Origin of the sequence: Micromonospora sp. NPDC005413, assembly GCF_040606435.1 — a bacterium.
Lineage (GTDB): Bacteria > Actinomycetota > Actinomycetes > Mycobacteriales > Micromonosporaceae > Micromonospora.
Genome location: NZ_JBEXEV010000002.1, coordinates 475,072 through 492,168, shown reverse-complemented (window position 1 = coordinate 492,168; position 17,097 = coordinate 475,072). Strand labels below are relative to the sequence as shown.

Annotated in this window: 14 protein-coding genes; 5 read left to right on the top strand and 9 right to left on the bottom strand. The window is 69.8% G+C overall.

What is annotated here, in order from left to right; translation table 11 throughout:
* Positions 1 to 303: 303 nt before the first annotated feature.
* Both purN and purH read left to right on the top strand, forming a co-directional pair.
* Positions 304 to 924: a phosphoribosylglycinamide formyltransferase gene (gene purN / locus ABZS37_RS05085; RefSeq protein ID WP_355165665.1), complete on the top strand. Its 621-nt coding sequence runs from the start codon at positions 304 to 306 to the stop codon at positions 922 to 924.
* Positions 921 to 2,492 (top strand): bifunctional phosphoribosylaminoimidazolecarboxamide formyltransferase/IMP cyclohydrolase, encoded by a 1,572-nt coding sequence (gene purH / locus ABZS37_RS05080; protein WP_355165663.1) that lies wholly within the window; start codon positions 921 to 923, stop codon positions 2,490 to 2,492. Before purN ends, purH begins: the two co-directional genes overlap by 4 nt.
* 194 nt (positions 2,493 to 2,686) lie before the next feature.
* Here the strand turns inward: purH and ABZS37_RS05075 are convergent, their stop codons facing one another.
* From ABZS37_RS05075 to ABZS37_RS05055, 5 genes are all read right to left on the bottom strand, one after another.
* The gene (locus ABZS37_RS05075) at positions 2,687 to 3,721 is read right to left on the bottom strand and encodes a dipeptide ABC transporter ATP-binding protein (protein WP_355165661.1); all 1,035 of its coding nucleotides are present in this window, start codon (positions 3,719 to 3,721) and stop codon (positions 2,687 to 2,689) included.
* Positions 3,702 to 4,733: an ABC transporter ATP-binding protein gene (locus tag ABZS37_RS05070; protein WP_355165659.1), complete on the bottom strand. Its 1,032-nt coding sequence runs from the start codon at positions 4,731 to 4,733 to the stop codon at positions 3,702 to 3,704. Before ABZS37_RS05070 ends, ABZS37_RS05075 begins: the two co-directional genes overlap by 20 nt.
* 6 nt (positions 4,734 to 4,739) lie before the next feature.
* On the bottom strand, positions 4,740 to 5,696 hold the full coding sequence (locus ABZS37_RS05065) for an ABC transporter permease (protein WP_355165657.1): 957 nt from the start codon (positions 5,694 to 5,696) through the stop codon (positions 4,740 to 4,742).
* Between the two features lie 18 nt (positions 5,697 to 5,714).
* On the bottom strand, positions 5,715 to 6,653 hold the full coding sequence (locus ABZS37_RS05060) for an ABC transporter permease (protein ID WP_354995126.1): 939 nt from the start codon (positions 6,651 to 6,653) through the stop codon (positions 5,715 to 5,717).
* A gap of 197 nt (positions 6,654 to 6,850) precedes the next feature.
* Positions 6,851 to 8,455, bottom strand: a complete 1,605-nt coding sequence (locus tag ABZS37_RS05055; RefSeq protein ID WP_355165655.1) for an ABC transporter substrate-binding protein — start codon at positions 8,453 to 8,455, stop codon at positions 6,851 to 6,853.
* Positions 8,456 to 8,904: 449 nt separating this feature from the next.
* Here ABZS37_RS05055 and ABZS37_RS05050 point away from each other — a divergent pair, with 449 nt between their 5' ends.
* A complete protein-coding gene (locus ABZS37_RS05050; protein ID WP_238644677.1) occupies positions 8,905 to 9,765 on the top strand; it encodes a bifunctional methylenetetrahydrofolate dehydrogenase/methenyltetrahydrofolate cyclohydrolase in 861 nt (286 codons plus the stop codon).
* A 95-nt stretch (positions 9,766 to 9,860) separates the two neighbouring features.
* Entirely contained in the window at positions 9,861 to 10,811 is a 951-nt protein-coding gene (locus ABZS37_RS05045; protein WP_354995129.1) for a malate dehydrogenase, read from the top strand.
* Between the two features lie 238 nt (positions 10,812 to 11,049).
* Here ABZS37_RS05045 and ABZS37_RS05040 read toward each other — a convergent pair whose 3' ends face one another.
* On the bottom strand, positions 11,050 to 11,847 hold the full coding sequence (locus tag ABZS37_RS05040) for an MBL fold metallo-hydrolase (protein WP_355165653.1): 798 nt from the start codon (positions 11,845 to 11,847) through the stop codon (positions 11,050 to 11,052).
* 138 nt (positions 11,848 to 11,985) lie between these two features.
* On the opposite strand from ABZS37_RS05040, the gene ABZS37_RS05035 reads away from it, so the two are divergent.
* Positions 11,986 to 13,203 (top strand): NADP-dependent isocitrate dehydrogenase, encoded by a 1,218-nt coding sequence (locus ABZS37_RS05035; RefSeq protein ID WP_354995131.1) that lies wholly within the window; start codon positions 11,986 to 11,988, stop codon positions 13,201 to 13,203.
* A 302-nt stretch (positions 13,204 to 13,505) separates the two neighbouring features.
* On the opposite strand, the gene galT is transcribed toward ABZS37_RS05035, so the two are convergent.
* The 3 genes from galT to cysC form a co-directional block, all read right to left on the bottom strand.
* Positions 13,506 to 14,582, bottom strand: a complete 1,077-nt coding sequence (gene galT / locus ABZS37_RS05030; protein ID WP_355165651.1) for a galactose-1-phosphate uridylyltransferase — start codon at positions 14,580 to 14,582, stop codon at positions 13,506 to 13,508.
* Positions 14,579 to 15,403, bottom strand: a complete 825-nt coding sequence (locus ABZS37_RS05025) for a DeoR/GlpR family DNA-binding transcription regulator (protein WP_355165649.1) — start codon at positions 15,401 to 15,403, stop codon at positions 14,579 to 14,581. The genes galT and ABZS37_RS05025 overlap by 4 nt, the downstream gene beginning before the upstream one ends.
* A 112-nt stretch (positions 15,404 to 15,515) precedes the next feature.
* Positions 15,516 to 17,045 carry an adenylyl-sulfate kinase gene (cysC, locus tag ABZS37_RS05020; RefSeq protein WP_355165647.1) on the bottom strand — a complete coding sequence of 510 codons (1,530 nt, stop codon included), beginning with the start codon at positions 17,043 to 17,045 and terminating at the stop codon, positions 15,516 to 15,518.
* Positions 17,046 to 17,097 lie beyond the last annotated feature (52 nt).

Sequence of the window (17,097 nt, the reverse complement as noted above, 5' to 3'; positions counted from 1 at the left end):
GTTCCGTCAGTTACTGCTGTTGTTTCCACCCATGATCGCGGTCAGTCCTCCTGATGCACAGCACAGCAACAGGACGACTTACCACCCGAGCCGACGAGAAGGGCTCATTTCGACCACTTCTGTGACTCCGGAGCGGCCGTCTGAGCCCCGGCGCGGTCGCCTGTTGAAGCAGCGGGTTGAGCTTCGACGCGGCGTTCGGCCCGAGCGACCGGCAGCGTACCGGGTCGATGCGCATCGGCACTGTCAAAGATCGGCGCGCCGCCCAGCCGAAGGGCATCCTGACCTGCCCGATAGGGTGGCCCGGTGACCGAGCCCGCGTCTGTCGCCCGCATCGTCGTCCTCGTCTCCGGCTCCGGGAGCAACCTTCAGTCGCTGCTGGATGCCGCCGCCGACCCCGCGTACGGTGCACAGGTCGTCGCGGTCGGCGCGGACCGCGACGGCATCGCGGGCCTGGACCGGGCCGAAGCGGCCGGGGTGCCGACCTTCGTCGAGCGGGTCCGCGACCACGACACCCGGGAGGACTGGGACCGTGCGCTCACCGCGCACGTCGCGAAGCACCAACCAGACCTGGTCATCTCCGCCGGTTTCCTCAAGTTGGTCGGCCCGCACTTCCTCGCCGCCTTCGGCGACCGCTACCTGAACACCCACAACACCCTGCTGCCGGCGTTCCCCGGCATCCATGGCCCGCGTGACGCCCTCGCCTACGGTGTGAAGCTCACCGGTGCCACCCTCTTCTTCGTCGACGCCGGCATGGACACCGGGCCGATCGTCGCGCAGGTTGCGGTGCCGGTGCTCGACGACGACGACGTGGACGCGCTCACCGAACGCATCAAGGAAGCCGAACGGCGCCAGCTCGTCGAGCAGGTGGGTCGCCTGGTCCGCGAAGGTTGGACCATCACCGGAAGGAAGGTCACGGTTCCGTGAGTTCCACTCAGGACGGGCGCCGCCCGATCAGGCGGGCGCTGGTCAGCGTCTACGACAAGACCGGGCTGGTCGAGCTGGCTCAGGCCCTGCACGCGGCCGGCGTGGAGATCGTGTCCACCGGCAGCACGGCGGGCACCATCGCCGCCGCCGGGGTGCCGGTGACGTCGGTGGAGACGGTGACCGGGTTCCCCGAGGTGCTCGACGGCCGGGTGAAGACCCTGCACCCGAAGGTGCACGCGGGTCTCCTCGCCGATCTGCGCAAGGACACGCACGTCACGCAGCTCGATGAGCTGGGGGTTGCGGCGTTCGACCTGCTGGTCTCCAACCTCTACCCCTTCCAGGCGACCGTCGCCTCCGGCGCGGGCGTCGAGGAGTGCGTGGAGCAGATCGACATCGGTGGCCCCGCCATGGTGCGGGCCGCAGCCAAGAACCACGCCTCGGTCGCCGTGCTCACCGACCCGATCGGTTACCCGGCACTGATCGGCGCGCTGGGCGAGGGTGGCTTCACCCTGGCCCAGCGCCGCGCGCTGGCCGCCCGGGCGTTCGCCGACATCGCCGAGTACGACGTGGCCGTGGCCCAGTGGTGCGCCCAGGAACTGGCCCCGGCCGACGACTCCTGGCCGGCGTTCGCCGGGTCCGCGCTGCGCAAGTCGACCGTGCTGCGCTACGGGGAGAACCCGCACCAGCCGGCCGCGCTGTACACCGACCCGGACGCCCCGGCGGGGCTGGCCCAGGCCGAGCAGCTGCACGGCAAGGAGATGTCCTACAACAACTACGTCGACGCGGACGCCGCCTGGCGGGCAGCGAACGACTTCGCCGACCAGCCGGCCGTGGCGATCATCAAGCACGCCAACCCGTGCGGCATCGCGGTGGGCGCGGACGTGGCCGAGGCGCACCGTCGGGCGCACGCCTGCGACCCGGTGTCGGCGTTCGGGGGTGTCATCGCGGTCAACCGGCCGGTCTCGGTCGAGCTGGCCCGGCAGGTCGCCGACATCTTCACCGAGGTGGTGGTCGCCCCCGGCTTCGACGAGGGCGCGGTCGAGGTGTTGCAGGGCAAGAAGAACATCCGGCTGCTGCGCGCGCCGGCCTGGACTCCGGCGAAGATGGAGTGGCGGCCGGTGACCGGTGGCGTGCTGACCCAGGTCGCCGACCGGGTGGACGCCCCCGGTGACGACCCGGCGAGCTGGCGGCTGGCGACCGGCGAGGCCGCCGATGAGGAACTGCTGCGTGACCTCGCGTTCGCGTGGCGGGCGGTCCGGGCGGTGAAGAGCAACGCGATCCTGCTCGCCAAGGACGGCGCCACCGTCGGGGTCGGTATGGGGCAGGTCAACCGGGTCGACTCGGCGCAGCTCGCGGTCAACCGTGCCGGTGCCGACCGGGCCCGCGGCTCGGTCGCCGCGTCGGACGCGTTCTTCCCGTTCGCCGACGGCCCCCAGATCCTCATCGACGCCGGCGTCCGCGCCATCGTCCAGCCCGGCGGCTCAATCCGCGACGAAGAAGTAATCGCAGCGGCCAAAAAAGCCAACGTAACGATGTACCTAACAGCAACCCGCCACTTCTTCCACTAACTCCCCCAACCCCCCACCCCCACCCCCACCCCGCGCCCCCCGCGGGTCGCACGCCCCACCCCGGGCGCGTTGATCTAGGGCATATCGTCGCTATCGGAGATCAACTCGCGACGATATGCCCTAGATCAACGTGGGAGAGGGTGCGCGCGGGGGGCGCGGGGCGCGGGGGGAGAGGGGGGAGAGGGGGGAGGGGGTTACGGGGTTGGGGGGCGGAGTTCGGCGAAGTGGCAGGCGGACGGGTGGGGGTCTGCCGCTCTTGGGACTGTTTGCGGGTCCTCTATGGCGCAGATGTCCTGGGCCTTCCAGCAGCGGGTCCGGAAGTGGCACCCGCTGGGCGGGTCGGCCGGGCTGGGCACGTCGCCGACCAGCCGGATCATGTTGCGCTGCTCGCGCGCCTCCGGGTCGGGCACCGGCACGGCGGAGAGCAACGCCTGGGTGTACGGGTGGGTGGCCCGCTCGTAGATCTCGTCCTCGGTGCCGATCTCGACGATCCGACCGAGGTACATCACGGCAACCCGGTCGGCGATGTGCCGCACCACGGACAGGTCGTGGGCGATGAAGATGTACGACAGCCCGAACTCGTCCTGGAGCTGCTCCAGCAGGTTGATGACCTGGGCCTGGATGGAGACGTCCAGTGCCGACACCGGCTCGTCGCAGACGATGATCTCGGGCCGCAGCGCGAGCGCACGGGCGATGCCGATGCGCTGACGCTGACCGCCGGAGAACTGGTGCGGGTACCGGTTGATGTGCTCCGGGTTGAGCCCGACGACGTCCAGCAGTTCCTGGACCCGCTTCTGCTTGCTGCCCTTCGGTGCCGCGTCCCGGTGGATCTCGAACGGCTCGCCGATGATGTCGCCGACCGTCATTCGCGGGTTCAGCGAGGTGTACGGGTCCTGCATCACCATCTGCATGTTGCGGCGCAGCCGGCGCAACTCGCCCCCGGAGGCCTTGAACAGGTCCCTGCCCTCCAGGGTGGCCCGTCCGGAGGTGGGCGTCTCCAGCCGCATCAGCAGCCGGGCGAGGGTGGACTTGCCGCAGCCGGACTCGCCGACCACGCCCAGCGTCTCGCCCCGGCGCAGCTCGAAGCTCACGCCGTCGACGGCCTTCACCGCGCCGACCTGCCGCTGGAACAGCACGCCCTGACTGATCGGGAAGTGCTTCACCAGGTTGTCGACGGAAAGGATGGTCTCGCCGCGGACCTTTGTGGAGTTAGCGGGCGACGCTGTCATCACGGACCTCCTGCGCGAAGTGGCAAGCGCTGGTCCGGCCATCGCCGAGGACCAGGTCGTGCGGCACCACGTCCACGCAGACCTGCTGGACGTACGGGCACCGGGGGTGGAACGGGCAGCCGGAGGGGATGCGCATCAGGTTCGGCGGCAACCCCTTGATCGTCGACAGCTCCTGGCCGCGGACGTCCATCCGCGGAATCGACTCCAACAACCCCTTGGTGTACGGGTGGGCGGGCGCCTTGTAGAGCGAGCGGACGTCGGCGTGCTCGACGATCCGGCCGGCGTACATGACCGCGATCCGGTCCGCGACACCGGCGACCACACCCAGGTCGTGGGTGATCAGGATCATCGCCATGTTGAGGTCCCGGCGCAGGTCGGCCAGCAGGTCCATGATCTGGGCCTGCACGGTCACGTCGAGTGCCGTGGTGGGCTCGTCGGCGATCAGCACCTTCGGGTCCATCGCCAGCGCCATGGCGATCATGACGCGCTGCCGCATGCCGCCGGAGAACTGGTGCGGGTAGTCGCCGGTCCGCTTCGCGGCACCCGGGATCTTGACCAGGTCCATCAGCTCGATGGCGCGGCGTCGGGCGTCGCCCCGGGACATGCCGGCGCGCTGGCGCAGCGTCTCGCCGATCTGCCAGCCGACCGGAAAGACCGGGTTGAGCGCGGAGAGGGCGTCCTGGAAGATCATCGCGATCTCCTTGCCGCGTACCTGCCGGCGCTGCTCCTCGGAGCAGGTGAGCAGGTCCTTGCCCTGGTAGAGGATCTGGCCGGAGCGGACGAACGCGGGCGGGGTGTCCAGGATGCCCATGATCGCCTGGGCGGTGACCGACTTACCCGAGCCGGATTCGCCGAGCACGGCCAGCGTCTCGCCGGCATCCAGGTGGTACGACACGCCGTTGATCACCCGGGCCACACCCTCGTTGGTGCGGAACTCGACGTGCAGGTCCCGCAACTCCAGCAGGTGACCGCCCTCGGGTGTGGCGGAGGCGGGCGTGGGTTGAACGGTCATGAGAGATCACCGCAGCTTCGGGTCGAAGGCGTCACGGATGGCGTCGCCGAGCATGATGAACGCCAGCACGGTCAGCGCGAGGAAGGCCGACGGGACGATCAGCGGTGTGGCCGCCTCCCGCATGTGGATGCGGCCGGTGTCGATGTCCTGGCCCCACGAGATGGTCGGCGCCTTCAGGCCGATGCCCAGGAAGGAGAGCGTCGCCTCGGCCGCGATGAACGAGCCGAGCGCGATGGTCAGCACGACGATGGCCGGGGCCAGTGAGTTCGGCAGGATGTGCCGCCACATGATCCGGCCATTGCTGGCGCCGAGCATCCGGGCCGCCGCCACGTAGTCCTGCTCCTTCGCGGTGATCACCGAGGAGCGCACCACCCGGGCCGCCGTGGTCCAGCCGAGAATGGCCAGCACGAAGATCACTGCCGCGATCCGGGCGGTTTGGCTGCTGCTGGCCACTCGCTTGAGCAGCACGATCGCGGCCAGCAGCAGCGGGATGCCGAGCACCACGTCGATCACCCGGGAGAGCACCGCGTCGACCCAGCGGCCGAAGTAACCGGCCAGCATCCCGACCACCAGCGCGATGATTCCGGTGCCGAGCGCGGCGAGCGCGCCGACCAGCAGCGAGGCCCGGGTGCCGTAGACCGCCCGGGAGTACGTGTCGCAGCCCTGGAAGTCGTACCCGAAGATGGCCCCGCCGGACGGCCCGGCGTGCTGGCGGGAGAGCAGGCAGTCCCTCGGGTCGTTGGCGGTGAACACGCTGGGGGCCAGGGCCATCAGGGTGAGGATGACGACCAGCGTCAGCGAGATCCAGAAGATCGGGTTGCGGCGCAGGTCGCGCCAGGCGTCGCCGGCCAGGCTGCGCGGCTTCTGCGGCACGCCGACCTGGTTCGGTGCGCCGGGCTCGCCCGAGGGCCCACGCCGAGCGGCCTGGTTCTCGGTGGCCGCCACAGTTTCGAAGTCACTCACGCCGGCACCTCGCTGCGCTCACTCATAGCGGATCCTCGGATCGAGTACGGCGTACAGGACGTCCACCACCAGGTTCGAGACCAGGTAGACCACGACGAGCACGCTGACGATGCCCACGACCAGGGGACCGTCCTCGGTCCGGATGCCGCGGAAGAGGTTGAAGCCCACGCCGGGGATGTTGAAGACGCCCTCGGTGATGATCGCGCCGCTCATCAGGTTGCCCAGCTCCACACCGAGGAAGGTGATCACCGGGATGAGGGAGTTGCGCAGCACGTGCACGGTGACGATGCGGCGCTTGACCAGGCCCTTGGACCGGGCGGTCCGTACGTAGTCGGCGCGCAGGTTCTCGGCCACCGACGTACGGGTCAGTCGCAGCGCGGTGGCCAGCGACAGGGAGCCGAGCACGATGCCGGGCAGCAGCAGCGCGTAGAAGGTCGGCTGGGAGCCGGCGGTGGGTGGGAAGAGCTGCCACTTGACGCCCAGGAAGTACTGCGCGAGCGGCGCCAGCACGATGGTGGGGATGCCCAGCACCAGCAGGGTCAGCACCAGCGTGGAGTTGTCGAAGATGCTCCCGCGGCGGATGCCGGCGATCACGCCGGCGGTGACGCCGACGATGATCGCCACGGCGAGTGCGATGATCGCGAGCTTCAGTGTGACCGGCCAGGCCGCCTGCAGGATGTCGCCGATCTGCCGGCCGGTCAACGACTGCCCAAGATCGCCTTGGAGCAGGCTCTTGACGTAGTCGAAGTAGCGGTAGAAGAAGCCGCCGACGCCGGTGGCGTCCAGGTGGTACTTCTCGGTCAGGTAGGCCCGCTGGGCCGCCGTCACCGGTCGTTCGCCCGCGAGGGCCTGGATCGGGTCGCCCTGGCCGGCGAACATCAGCGCGTAGACGATCAGGGTGGTCCCGAAGAACGCCAGGACCATCTGCAGTAGGCGCCGCAGGATGTAGCGGAACATGCTTAGCAGTCTCTCCGGAAATGTGCGAAAGGGTCGCAGGACGGCATCTCTGGTCGTACCCGAAATATCCGAGAGGTGCCGTCCGGCCCGGGGGAGCCCAGCGCCGCCGACCCAGGCCCGCGGGAGCGGTCCGGCCGGCACAGCGCGGTCCGGGCCACCCCGGCGTTGTCGCCGGGGTGGCCCGCACCATGGTCAGCTCAGCTGGCCGCTTCGATCTTCACGAGGTTGACCCGCTGGAACAGGTCCATCTCGACGTTCGTGACCTTGGACGAGTGGCCGAACACGTTCTCGCCGAAGCGGAGCGGGATCACCGGCATGTCCTTGGCCAGGATGTCCTCCGCCTGCTGGTACTTGGCGATCGCCTCGTCCTGCGTCTTGGCGGCGGAACCCTCCTTGACCAGCTTGTCGAACTCCGGGTTGCTGTAGCCGTAGTAGTTCGACGAGCCGTTGGTGGTGTACAGCGGGCCGAGGTAGTCCTCCATGGTCGGGTAGTCCATGACCCAACCCAACCGGAACACACCCACCGACTGCTTCTTCTCGACCTTGGTCAACAGGTCGGCGAACTTCGGCTCGGCGGAGCCGACGACCTCGACGCCCAGGTTGGCCTTCAGCTGGTTTGCCGTGGCGTCGACCCAGTCCTTGTGACCGCCGTCGCCGTTGTAGGAGATGACGATCTTCGACGGGCCACCAGCGGCCTGGTAGAGCTTCTTGGCCTCGGTCGGGTTGAACTCCCCGGCCGCGCCCGCGGTGTTCTCCCGGTAGCCCGGCAACACCGGCGAGACGAACGAGCGGGCCGAATCCTGCGAACCCTTGAAGACCGACTTGGTGATCTCGTCCCGGTCGATGGCCATCGAGATGGCCTTACGCACGTCCGGGTTGCTGTAGTCCTTGTCGAAGGTCGGGAACGCGAGGAACTGGAACGACGACATGGGGCTGGTCTGGTACCGGTCACCCAGGTCGGTCGGCGCGTTGCTCAGGCTCTCGGTCGGGATCGTGGGCAGCACGTCCAGGTTGTCGCCCAGGACGTCCGCGTAGGCCGCGGAGAGCTGCTGGTAGACCCGGAACTGGACGCCCTGCACCTTGGGCTTCTCGCCCGGGTACGCGTCGTACCGCTCGACATCGATCTTGGAGTCGTGCTGCCAGGTGCCCTTCATCTTGAAGGGGCCCTGACCGATCGGTGCCTGCTCGTACGAGTCCTTCAGCACGCCCGGGGCGGAGAACGCGGCGTCCGGCAGCGGGTAGAACGCGTTGTAACCGAGCATCGTCTTGAAGTCGATGTACGGCTCGGACAGCGCCACGGTGAAGGTGAGGTCGTCGACCTTCTTCAGGCCGGACATCGTCTGGGCCTTCGGCTTCTCGCCCTGGAGGTCCTGGTAGCCGGCGACCTTCTCGAAGAAGTACGCGCCGCCCTGACCGTTGGGCGCATACGCGCCGTAGTTCCAGGCGTTGATGTAGTCCTCGGACGTGACCTTCTCACCGTTGTGGAAGGTGAAGCCGTCCTTGAGCTTGATCGTCCAGACCTTGTTGTCCGGCGACGTCACCGACTCGGCCGCGACCTCGAACGGCTTGTTCTGCGCGTCGTAGTCCACGAGCGGGCTGAACAGGCCGGCGAGCACCTGCGAGCCCGACGTCTCGGTGGTGTTCGTCGGAACCAGGTGCTGCGGCTCGCCGATCTGGATGCTGACGGCCGCGTTGGGGTCGCTGCTGCCGGATCCACCGTCTCCGCCGCTGCCGCAGGCCGCAAGGCCCAGCGTCACCGCGAGCGGGAGGGCGGTCCAGGCAGCGAGTCTACGAACTCGCATTGAGCCTCCTCATCTCCTCACGCTGCGCAGTCAGGCCCGACGCTGGGTTACGCTGCGCAACAAGCGGCAACGGTAGGTCGGCAGCGGGCCTTCGGCAACGACGCGGTTGCGGGTGGGTAACGGTCCAGGCACCCCTCCCTTGACGAAGCCCGGCGGTCCTGGTAGCACGAAATCGGCTCAAACCTCGCCGACCTGCGGATGTTCACGCAGTCAAAGGGGATGGATGTGCCTGCCTGCGGCAGACTAACGCCCTCTGCGTCAGAGGTCCGGTCTCCGCCGCCCTCCGCCATCCCGCCTGGTTCGACGGTGACCGAACCCACAAATCGTGACGCAGAGTGACTAGCGACACGTCACACACGGTCACGCTCGGCGGTGCTGATCGGGACTGTGACGGGTGGCCCGAGTGAGGTCGTCTGAACCTCCGGCGGTGGCCGTGAGACGATCGGGTCGTGACGGCGACGCTTCTGGACGGCAAGGCAACCGCAGCGGAGATCAAGGACGAGCTGCGGATACGGGTGAAGGCACTCGCGGAACGCGGCATCATCCCGGGGCTGGGCACGGTCCTGGTCGGGGCTGACCCGGGCAGTCAGGCGTACGTCAACGGCAAGCACCGGGACTGCGCGGAGGTGGGCATCGCCTCGATCCGCCGGGAGCTGCCGGCCGACGCCACCCAGCAGCAGGTCGACGACGTGCTGGCCGAGCTGAACGCCGACCCGGCGTGCCACGGCTACATCGTCCAGCTGCCACTGCCGGCCCACCTCGACACCCAGCGGGTGCTGGAGCTGATCGACCCGGACAAGGACGCCGACGGCCTGCACCCGGTCAACCTGGGCCGACTCGTCCTCGGCTACGACGGCCCGCTGCCCTGCACTCCGCGCGGCATCGTCGAGCTGCTCCGCCGGCACGACGTGGCCCTGCGTGGCGCCACCGTCGCGGTGGTCGGTCGCGGCAACACCGTTGGCCGCCCGCTCGGCCTGCTGCTCACCCGGCGCAGCGAGAACGCCACGGTCACCCTCTGCCACACCGGCACCCTCGACCTCGCCTCGCACACCCGGGCCGCCGACATCGTCATCGTCGCGGCCGGCGTACCGGGCCTGCTCACCGCCGACATGATCAACCCCGGCGCGGTCGTGGTGGACGTCGGCATCACCCGCGTGATCGGCGCGGACGGCAAGGGCCGCTACACCGGCGACGTGGACCCTGAGGTGGCCGAGACGGCCGGCGCACTGGTCCCCATGCCCGGCGGCGTCGGTCCGATGACTCGGGCCATGCTGCTCACCAACGTCGTGGAGCGTGCCGAGCGCGGTTGAGGTGTAAGGCCGTAACCGTCCGCCCCTGGCCTGATCGGTGCCAGGATGACTGATACGGTCCGGAAAACCGACTGGTAACAGGGAGTGGGACGACCATGGGTAAGAAGGTCACTGTCGTCGGGGCTGGTTTCTACGGCTCCACCACCGCACAGCGCCTGGCCGAGTACGACGTCTTCGACACTGTAGTGATCACCGACATCGTGGAGGGCAAGCCAGCGGGTCTCGCCCTCGACCTCAACCAGTCGCGGGCCATCGAGGGCTTCGAGACCAAGGTGGTCGGCGTGACCACGGGCGCCAACGGTGAGGGCTACGAGGCAATCGAGGGCTCCGACGTCGTCGTGATCACCGCCGGTCTGCCGCGCAAGCCGGGCATGAGCCGGATGGACCTGCTGGCGACCAACGCCAAGATCGTCCGCCAGGTCGCCGAGAACGTCGCCAAGTACGCCCCGAACGCCGTCGTCATCGTGGTCTCCAACCCGCTGGACGAGATGACCGCGCTGGCCCAGCTCGCCACCCAGTTCCCGAAGAACCGGGTGCTCGGCCAGGCCGGCATGCTGGACAGCGCCCGGTTCACCAACTTCGTCGCCGAGGCGCTGAACGTACCGGTGGCGTCGGTCCGCACGCTGACCCTCGGCTCGCACGGCGACACCATGGTGCCGGTGCCGTCGAAGAGCACGGTCAACGGCAAGCCGCTGCGTGACGCGATGCCGGCCGAGCAGATCGAGGAGCTGGTCGTCAAGACCCGCAACGGTGGCGCCGAGGTCGTGGCGCTGCTCAAGACCGGCTCGGCGTACTACGCCCCGTCCGCCGCCGCGGCCCGGATGGCCAAGGCCGTCGCCGAGGACTCCGGCGACGTCATGCCGGTCTGCGCCTGGGTCGACGGCGAGTACGGCATCTCCGGTGTCTACCTGGGTGTCGAGGCCGAGATCGGTGCCGAGGGAATCAAGCGGGTCGTCGAGACCGACCTGGACGCCGACGAGATGGCCAGCCTCAAGGAGGCCGCCGAGGCCGTCCGCGCCAAGCAGGGCGACGTCGCCAGCATGTGATCTCCGTACCAAGCGCTTCGAAGGGCCCGTCGGCACCGCCGACGGGCCCTTCGCTCGACCTGGCTCCGAACGGCCCGCGTCCTCGGCGGGGGGGATCCACTTCATGTCGCCGATGTGGCGGTGTCCCAGCGCCGGGATACCGCCACGTCGGCGAAATGAAGTCGATCATCGTCCGACCCGCCTTCACTCGCGCGGACGGCCTGCACGACGCGGACCAACTGGCGCGAAACGGAGGGGCTCAGAAGGCAGCGAAGGGCTCGCTCAGATGGGGCGTGGCGAGGATGGCGGGGGAGAAGGTGGCGAGGAGGTTGGTGCGGGAGAGCCGGGCGGCGTCCGGGTCCTCCTCGTGGGCGTACGCCAGGTCGGGGTCGACCAGTTGCACGGCGTGCACCAGCAGGTCGCCGGTGAACAGCATCCGATCGCCGGCCGCCTCCAGCAGCACCGACTGGTGGCCCGGGGTGTGGCCGGGGGTGGGCAGCAGGCGTACCGCCGGGGTGAGGGCGGTCTCGCAGTCGACCACGCGGAGCTGGCCGGCGGCGCGCAACGGCGCGATCAGGCCGGCCGGTAGCCCGGGGTTGAGCGTCTCCGCCGCGTCGAGTTCGGCGCGCTGCACCAGGTAGCTGGCGTTCGGGAAGTATGGCCGCCCCGGCGTGCCGGTCACCGCCCAGCCGATGTGGTCGCTGTGCAGGTGGGTCAGCACGACCGTGTCGACGTCAGCCGGGTCGATGCCCGCGGCGGCCAACTCGGCGGGCATCCGGCCGGGCACCGGTGCCCAGCTCGCGGCGAGGGAGTCTGCCGGGCCGATGCCCGCGTCGACCAGGGTGACCGGCCCGTCACCGGCGCGGATCGCGAAGCTGCGGAACGGCAGCCACCACTGCCCGTCGGCGGTCACCGAGCCGGGGTCACGCCGGTCGGCTTCCCTCCAGTGGGCCTCCGTGGCATGCGGAAACGCCTCCGTGCGGGGTTGGAAGAAGGCGCCCTCCCCGTCGCTGAGCGCCGTGACCGTGATAGACCCGAGGGTGCGGCTCAGAGGCATCGGGTGATGGTGCCAGGGAACCCCTGAGCCGTCCAGCCCGGTTTCCGCCGGTCGGTCGAGGCCGGCTGAGGGCTGCCGGTCCAATTGCAGTACGCTCGTACTGCTAGAGCACGTGTCCCCCGAGAGGAGCGCCGGCCGATGGCGAAGATCAAGGTAAACAACCCGGTCGTAGAACTCGACGGCGACGAGATGACCCGGATCATCTGGAAGCAGATCCGCGAGCAGCTGATCCTGCCCTACCTCGACGTCGACCTGCACTACTACGACCTGTCGATCCAGCACCGCGACGAGACCGACGACCAGGTCACCATCGACGCCGCCAACGCCATCAAGGAGCACGGCGTCGGCGTCAAGTGCGCGACCATCACCCCGGACGAGGCCCGGGTGGAAGAGTTCGGCCTGAAGAAGATGTGGCGGTCGCCCAACGGCACCATCCGCAACATCCTCGGCGGCGTCGTCTTCCGCGAGCCGATCATCATGTCCAACGTGCCGCGGCTGGTCCCCGGCTGGACCAAGCCGATCATCATCGGCCGGCACGCCCACGGTGACCAGTACAAGGCCACCGACTTCGTCGTCCCCGGCCCCGGCACGGTGACCATCACCTACACCCCGGCCGACGGCGGCGCGCCGATGGAGATGGAGGTCGCCAACTTCCCCGGCGGCGGCATCGCCATGGGCATGTACAACTACGACGAGTCGATCCGTGACTTCGCCCGCGCGTCGTTCCGGTACGGCCTGGACCGCAACTACCCGGTCTACCTGTCGACCAAGAACACCATCCTCAAGGCGTACGACGGTCGGTTCAAGGACATCTTCGCCGAGGTGTTCGAGGCCGAGTTCAAGGCCGAGTTCGAGGCCGCCGGCATCACCTACGAGCACCGGCTGATCGACGACATGGTCGCCGCCGCGCTCAAGTGGGAGGGTGGCTACGTCTGGGCCTGCAAGAACTACGACGGTGACGTGCAGTCCGACACCGTCGCGCAGGGCTTCGGCTCGCTGGGTCTGATGACCTCCGTCCTGCTCTCCCCGGACGGCCGTACCGTCGAGGCCGAGGCCGCGCACGGCACCGTCACCCGGCACTACCGGCAGTACCAGAAGGGTGAGAAGACGTCGACCAACCCGATCGCGTCGATCTACGCCTGGACCCGGGGCCTCGCCCACCGGGGCAAGCTGGACGGCACCCCGGCGGTCACCGAGTTCGCCAACACCCTGGAGCAGGTCATCGTCGACACCGTCGAGGGTGGCCAGATGACCAAGGACCTGTCGCTGCTCATCTCGCGCGACGCGCCGTGGCTGACCACCGACGAGTTCATGAACGCGCTCGACGAGAACCTGGCGCGCAAGATCGCCGCCTGACCCAGGCGTACCGCGTCATCGGAGCCCGCCGGCACTCGCCGGCGGGCTTCGGCGTGTCCACCGGTGGCGCGCCAGTTGGCGTCACTCCGGTCGGCGCGCCTCGTTGACCAGGATGGACGAGATGCCAGTCGCGTCCAAGGAAGGTTGACCACGGTCGACCCGCGGCACCCGTGCGCCGATCAGCCAGCCTTCCCGGCTGTGCCGTGCACAGCCAGCCGTCCCTTCCCTGCGGGGGGCCCTGTCCCGGGCCCCCCGCGCCCTGTTTCCCGGACATCTCAGGCAGCGGTGTGTTTCCGCCTGGATCAGGCGGCGCGCAGCAGGTCGGCGGCACGCTCGGGGGAGATGTCGTTGATGAAGACACCCATCCCGGACTCGGAGCCCGCCAGGTACTTCAGCTTGTCCTTGGCTCGCCGGATGCTGAACAGCTGCAGGTGCAGGTGGCCCAACTCCCGGTCGATCCGCACCGGGGCCTGGTTCCAGGCCGAGATGTACGGCATCGGCATGTCGAACAGGCCGTCGAAGCGGCGCAGTAGATCCAGGTACAGCGGCCCGAAGGCGTCCCGCTCGCTGTCACTGAGCGCCGGGATGTCCGGCACCACGCGGCGCGGCGCGACGTGCACCTCGAACGGCCAGCGGGCAGCCGCCGGGACGAACGCCGTCCAGTGATCGTTCTCGGCGACCACCCGGTCGCCGGTGGCGCGTTCGGCGGCCAGCACGTCCGCGTACAGGTTGCCCCCGCCGGTCCGTTCCGCGTGCCGGCGCGCCGCGGCCAGCAGCGCGCGGGTGTGCGGCGTCACGAAGGGGTACGCGTAGATCTGCCCGTGTGGGTGGTGCAGCGTGACGCCGATCTCGACGCCCCGGTTCTCGAAGCAGAAGACCTGCTCCACGCCGGGAAGTTCGCCGAGCACCTCGGTGCGGTCGGCGAGCGCGTCCAGCACGGTGCGAACCCGGCGCGGGGGCAGGCTGGCGAAGGAGGCGTTGTGGTCCGAGGTGAAGCACACCACCTCGCACCGCCCGAGGCCCGGCCGGACCGGTGTGAACGGGGTGATTTCCCCAGGCTCGTCGGCCACCCGGCCGCTCAGCGACGGGAACCGGTTCTCGAAGACCACCACGTCGTAGTCGGGCGCGGGGATCTCGGTCAGCCGGTCACCCACCGACGGGTCGAGCGGGCACTCGTTCGCCGGCGGGAGGAAGGTGCGGGTCTGCCGGTGCACGGCGACCGCCACCCACTCGTCGGTCAGCGGGTCGTAGCGCAGCTGGGACGCGGGGGGCGGCGGCGGCAGGTCCCGACGGTCCGGCTGGTCGCGGACCGCGTCGTCGCGCTCGTCGAAGTAGATCAGCTCCCGGCCGTCGGCCAGGTCGATCGCGGTGCGCTTCACTGCGCCGCCCCCTCACTCGTCGGCGTGCGCGTCGCGCGGCCCGCCCCTGTCGCCTTCACCATGATCAATTCGCCCACCTGTTCGCCGAGTACCCGTCGTGCGGGCGGAGGCAACCGGTCGTCGCTGACCAGTACGTGTGCCGCGGCCAGCTCGATGATCGAGGAGATGCCCACCGTGCCCCACTTGGTGTGGTCGGCGAGCACCACCAGCCGGTCCGCCGCGGCCACGAGCGCGCGGTCGGTTTCGGCCTCCATGAGGTTCGGGGTGGTGAAGCCCGCCCGCTCGGTGATGCCGTGTACGCCCAGGAAGAGCAGATCCAAATGCAGTGACCGGACGGCCCCGACCGCGAGTGGGCCGACCAGCGCGTCCGACGGAGTGCGTACGCCGCCGGTGAGCACCACCGTCTGGTCCGGTCGACCACCGGCGTGCAGGATCTCGGCCACCGGCAGCGAGTTGGTCACCACGGTCAGGCCGGGCACGTCCACCAGCCTCCGGGCCAGTTCGGCCGTGGTGGTGCCGGCGGAGAGCGCGACCGCAGCGCCAGGCCGGACCAGCTGGGCAGCCCGGTCCGCAATGGCCGCCTTCTCCGGCAGTTGGCGGACCGACTTGGCGTGAAAGCCCGGCTCGTCGGTCGAGCTCGGCCCGGTTGTGGTGGCGCCGCCGTGCACCTTGGCCAGCAGGCCGCGATCGTGCAGCGCCTCCAGATCGCGCCGGATGGTCATGTCGGAGACACCGAACTCGCCTGCCAACTCACTCACCCGGACCCCGCCGGTTGACCGGACCCGCTCCAGGATGGCCACCTGCCGCTGCTGAGCGAGCATTCGCCGTGCCTCCCGGGGGTCCACGTACTCTCACGCGGTCAAACGTGTTCCAACAAAGATGAACACTAGCGCGTAGCGGACAGCGGTGGAAGGAACGGGGTACGGCGACGCCTCAGGCGGACGGGATCTTCATCTCCACCCAGCCGGTCTCGGTCAGATGGTGCAGCACCACCTGCACCGCGTCCGCCACACTCAGGTCGGTGGTGTCGAGCACCAGGTCGGCGTCGGTCGGCTCCTCGTACGGGTCGTCGATGCCCGTCATCCCGGTGAGCAGGCCGGCCCGCGCTCGCGCGTACAGGCCCTTGCGGTCCCGACGCTCACACACCTCCAGCGGAGTGGCGACATGCACCAGCACGAAACCCGCCCCGGCGGCCAGGGCCATCTCCCGGGCGGTGGCGCGGGCCGCCGCGTACGGGGCGATCGGGCAGCAGACACCCACCCCACGGTGCCGGGCGATCTCGGCAGCCACCCAGCCGATCCGTCGGACGTTCAGATCCCGGTCGGCCTTGCTGAAGCCCAGCCCGGCGGAAAGTTCCCGGCGCACCACGTCCCCGTCGAGCAGGGTGATCGTGCGGTCGCCGCTCTCCCGCAACGCGTCCGCCAACCCTCGGGCGATGGTCGACTTGCCGGAGCCGGAGAGACCGGTCATGAAGACCACCAGCCCTCGGTGCCGGCGCGGCGGCCGGGCCCGGGCCAGCTCCCTCGCCACGGCCGGCGGGGTGTGCCACTCCGGCAACGGGAAGCCCCGGTCGAGCAGGTCGTCGATCTCCTGCTGGGTCAGCGCGAGCCGACGGTTGCGCGGTGGGATGTCCTCCCGCCAGCGCCACTGGCCGTCCCGGTTGTCGTACGCGAGTTCCCGCGGCACCAACACCCGCAGCCCGGCACCGGAGAGCATCTCCCCCGTGGAGAGCAGGTGGGTGACGCCGTACGCGGCGGAGACCCGGGCGCGCAACAGCGCGTCGCTGATCTCCTCCCGACGGTGCGACAGCGGCACCGCGACGAGAGTGGCGGGCGGCATCCGGTCCCGGGCGGCGAAGATCGTGCGCACCAGCGCCTCCGGCGGGAGCCCACCGACGCCACCCTCACCGACCGGGATCATCACGAGCAGGTGCGCGGCCAGGGTGCGGACGGCATGGGCGATCTGGGCGAGCTGCGGGCGATGCAGCGGCCGGTCGGCGATCACCCCGAGCACCCGGCCCGGGGGCAGCAGCGCCCGGACCTCCTCCGGGCTGCGGCGCAGTCGCTGGAACGGGCCGTGGCCACCGTCGCCCAGTCGCCGGACCTGGCCGCCCACCCCGGCCACGCCCTCGCGTACCTGCCAGACGTCCGCCACGTCCAGGGCAGCCGTCGGCGCGCCCTCGCCGTCGGTCAGCACCAGCGCCCGGCGGGCCGGGTCGCGCGGATCGAAGCTCTGGGCCAGCGCGGCCGGCACCTGGAGGGTCACCGCGACCTGCCACGGAACGCCGTCGGCCAGCCGGCCGCGTCGGCTGACCGAGACCAGGTCGGCGCGGGTCATGAAACCGGTCAGAGGGGCGTACGCGTCGGTCAGCAGCAGCTCCAGATCCGCGAGCTCACCGGGACGCGGCGTGTACGCCGGCGCGTCCCGCAGCACCTCGTCGGGCAGCACCCAGCCGTTGCTCATCCACACCCCCCACTCGCTGACCGGCACACAGTTTCGCAGCCGACCGCCGATC

Coding starts and splice junctions, on each gene's coding strand:
- ABZS37_RS05075 (WP_355165661.1), bottom strand. CDS start 3,721: ATGACAGCGTCGCCCGCTAACTCCACAAAGGTCCGCGGCGAGACCATC.
- ABZS37_RS05070 (WP_355165659.1), bottom strand. CDS start 4,733: ATGACCGTTCAACCCACGCCCGCCTCCGCCACACCCGAGGGCGGTCAC.
- ABZS37_RS05060 (WP_354995126.1), bottom strand. CDS start 6,653: ATGTTCCGCTACATCCTGCGGCGCCTACTGCAGATGGTCCTGGCGTTC.
- ABZS37_RS05055 (WP_355165655.1), bottom strand. CDS start 8,455: ATGCGAGTTCGTAGACTCGCTGCCTGGACCGCCCTCCCGCTCGCGGTG.
- ABZS37_RS05045 (WP_354995129.1), top strand. CDS start 9,861: ATGGGTAAGAAGGTCACTGTCGTCGGGGCTGGTTTCTACGGCTCCACC.
- ABZS37_RS05040 (WP_355165653.1), bottom strand. CDS start 11,847: ATGCCTCTGAGCCGCACCCTCGGGTCTATCACGGTCACGGCGCTCAGC.
- ABZS37_RS05035 (WP_354995131.1), top strand. CDS start 11,986: ATGGCGAAGATCAAGGTAAACAACCCGGTCGTAGAACTCGACGGCGAC.
- ABZS37_RS05025 (WP_355165649.1), bottom strand. CDS start 15,403: ATGCTCGCTCAGCAGCGGCAGGTGGCCATCCTGGAGCGGGTCCGGTCA.
- cysC (WP_355165647.1), bottom strand. CDS start 17,045: ATGAGCAACGGCTGGGTGCTGCCCGACGAGGTGCTGCGGGACGCGCCG.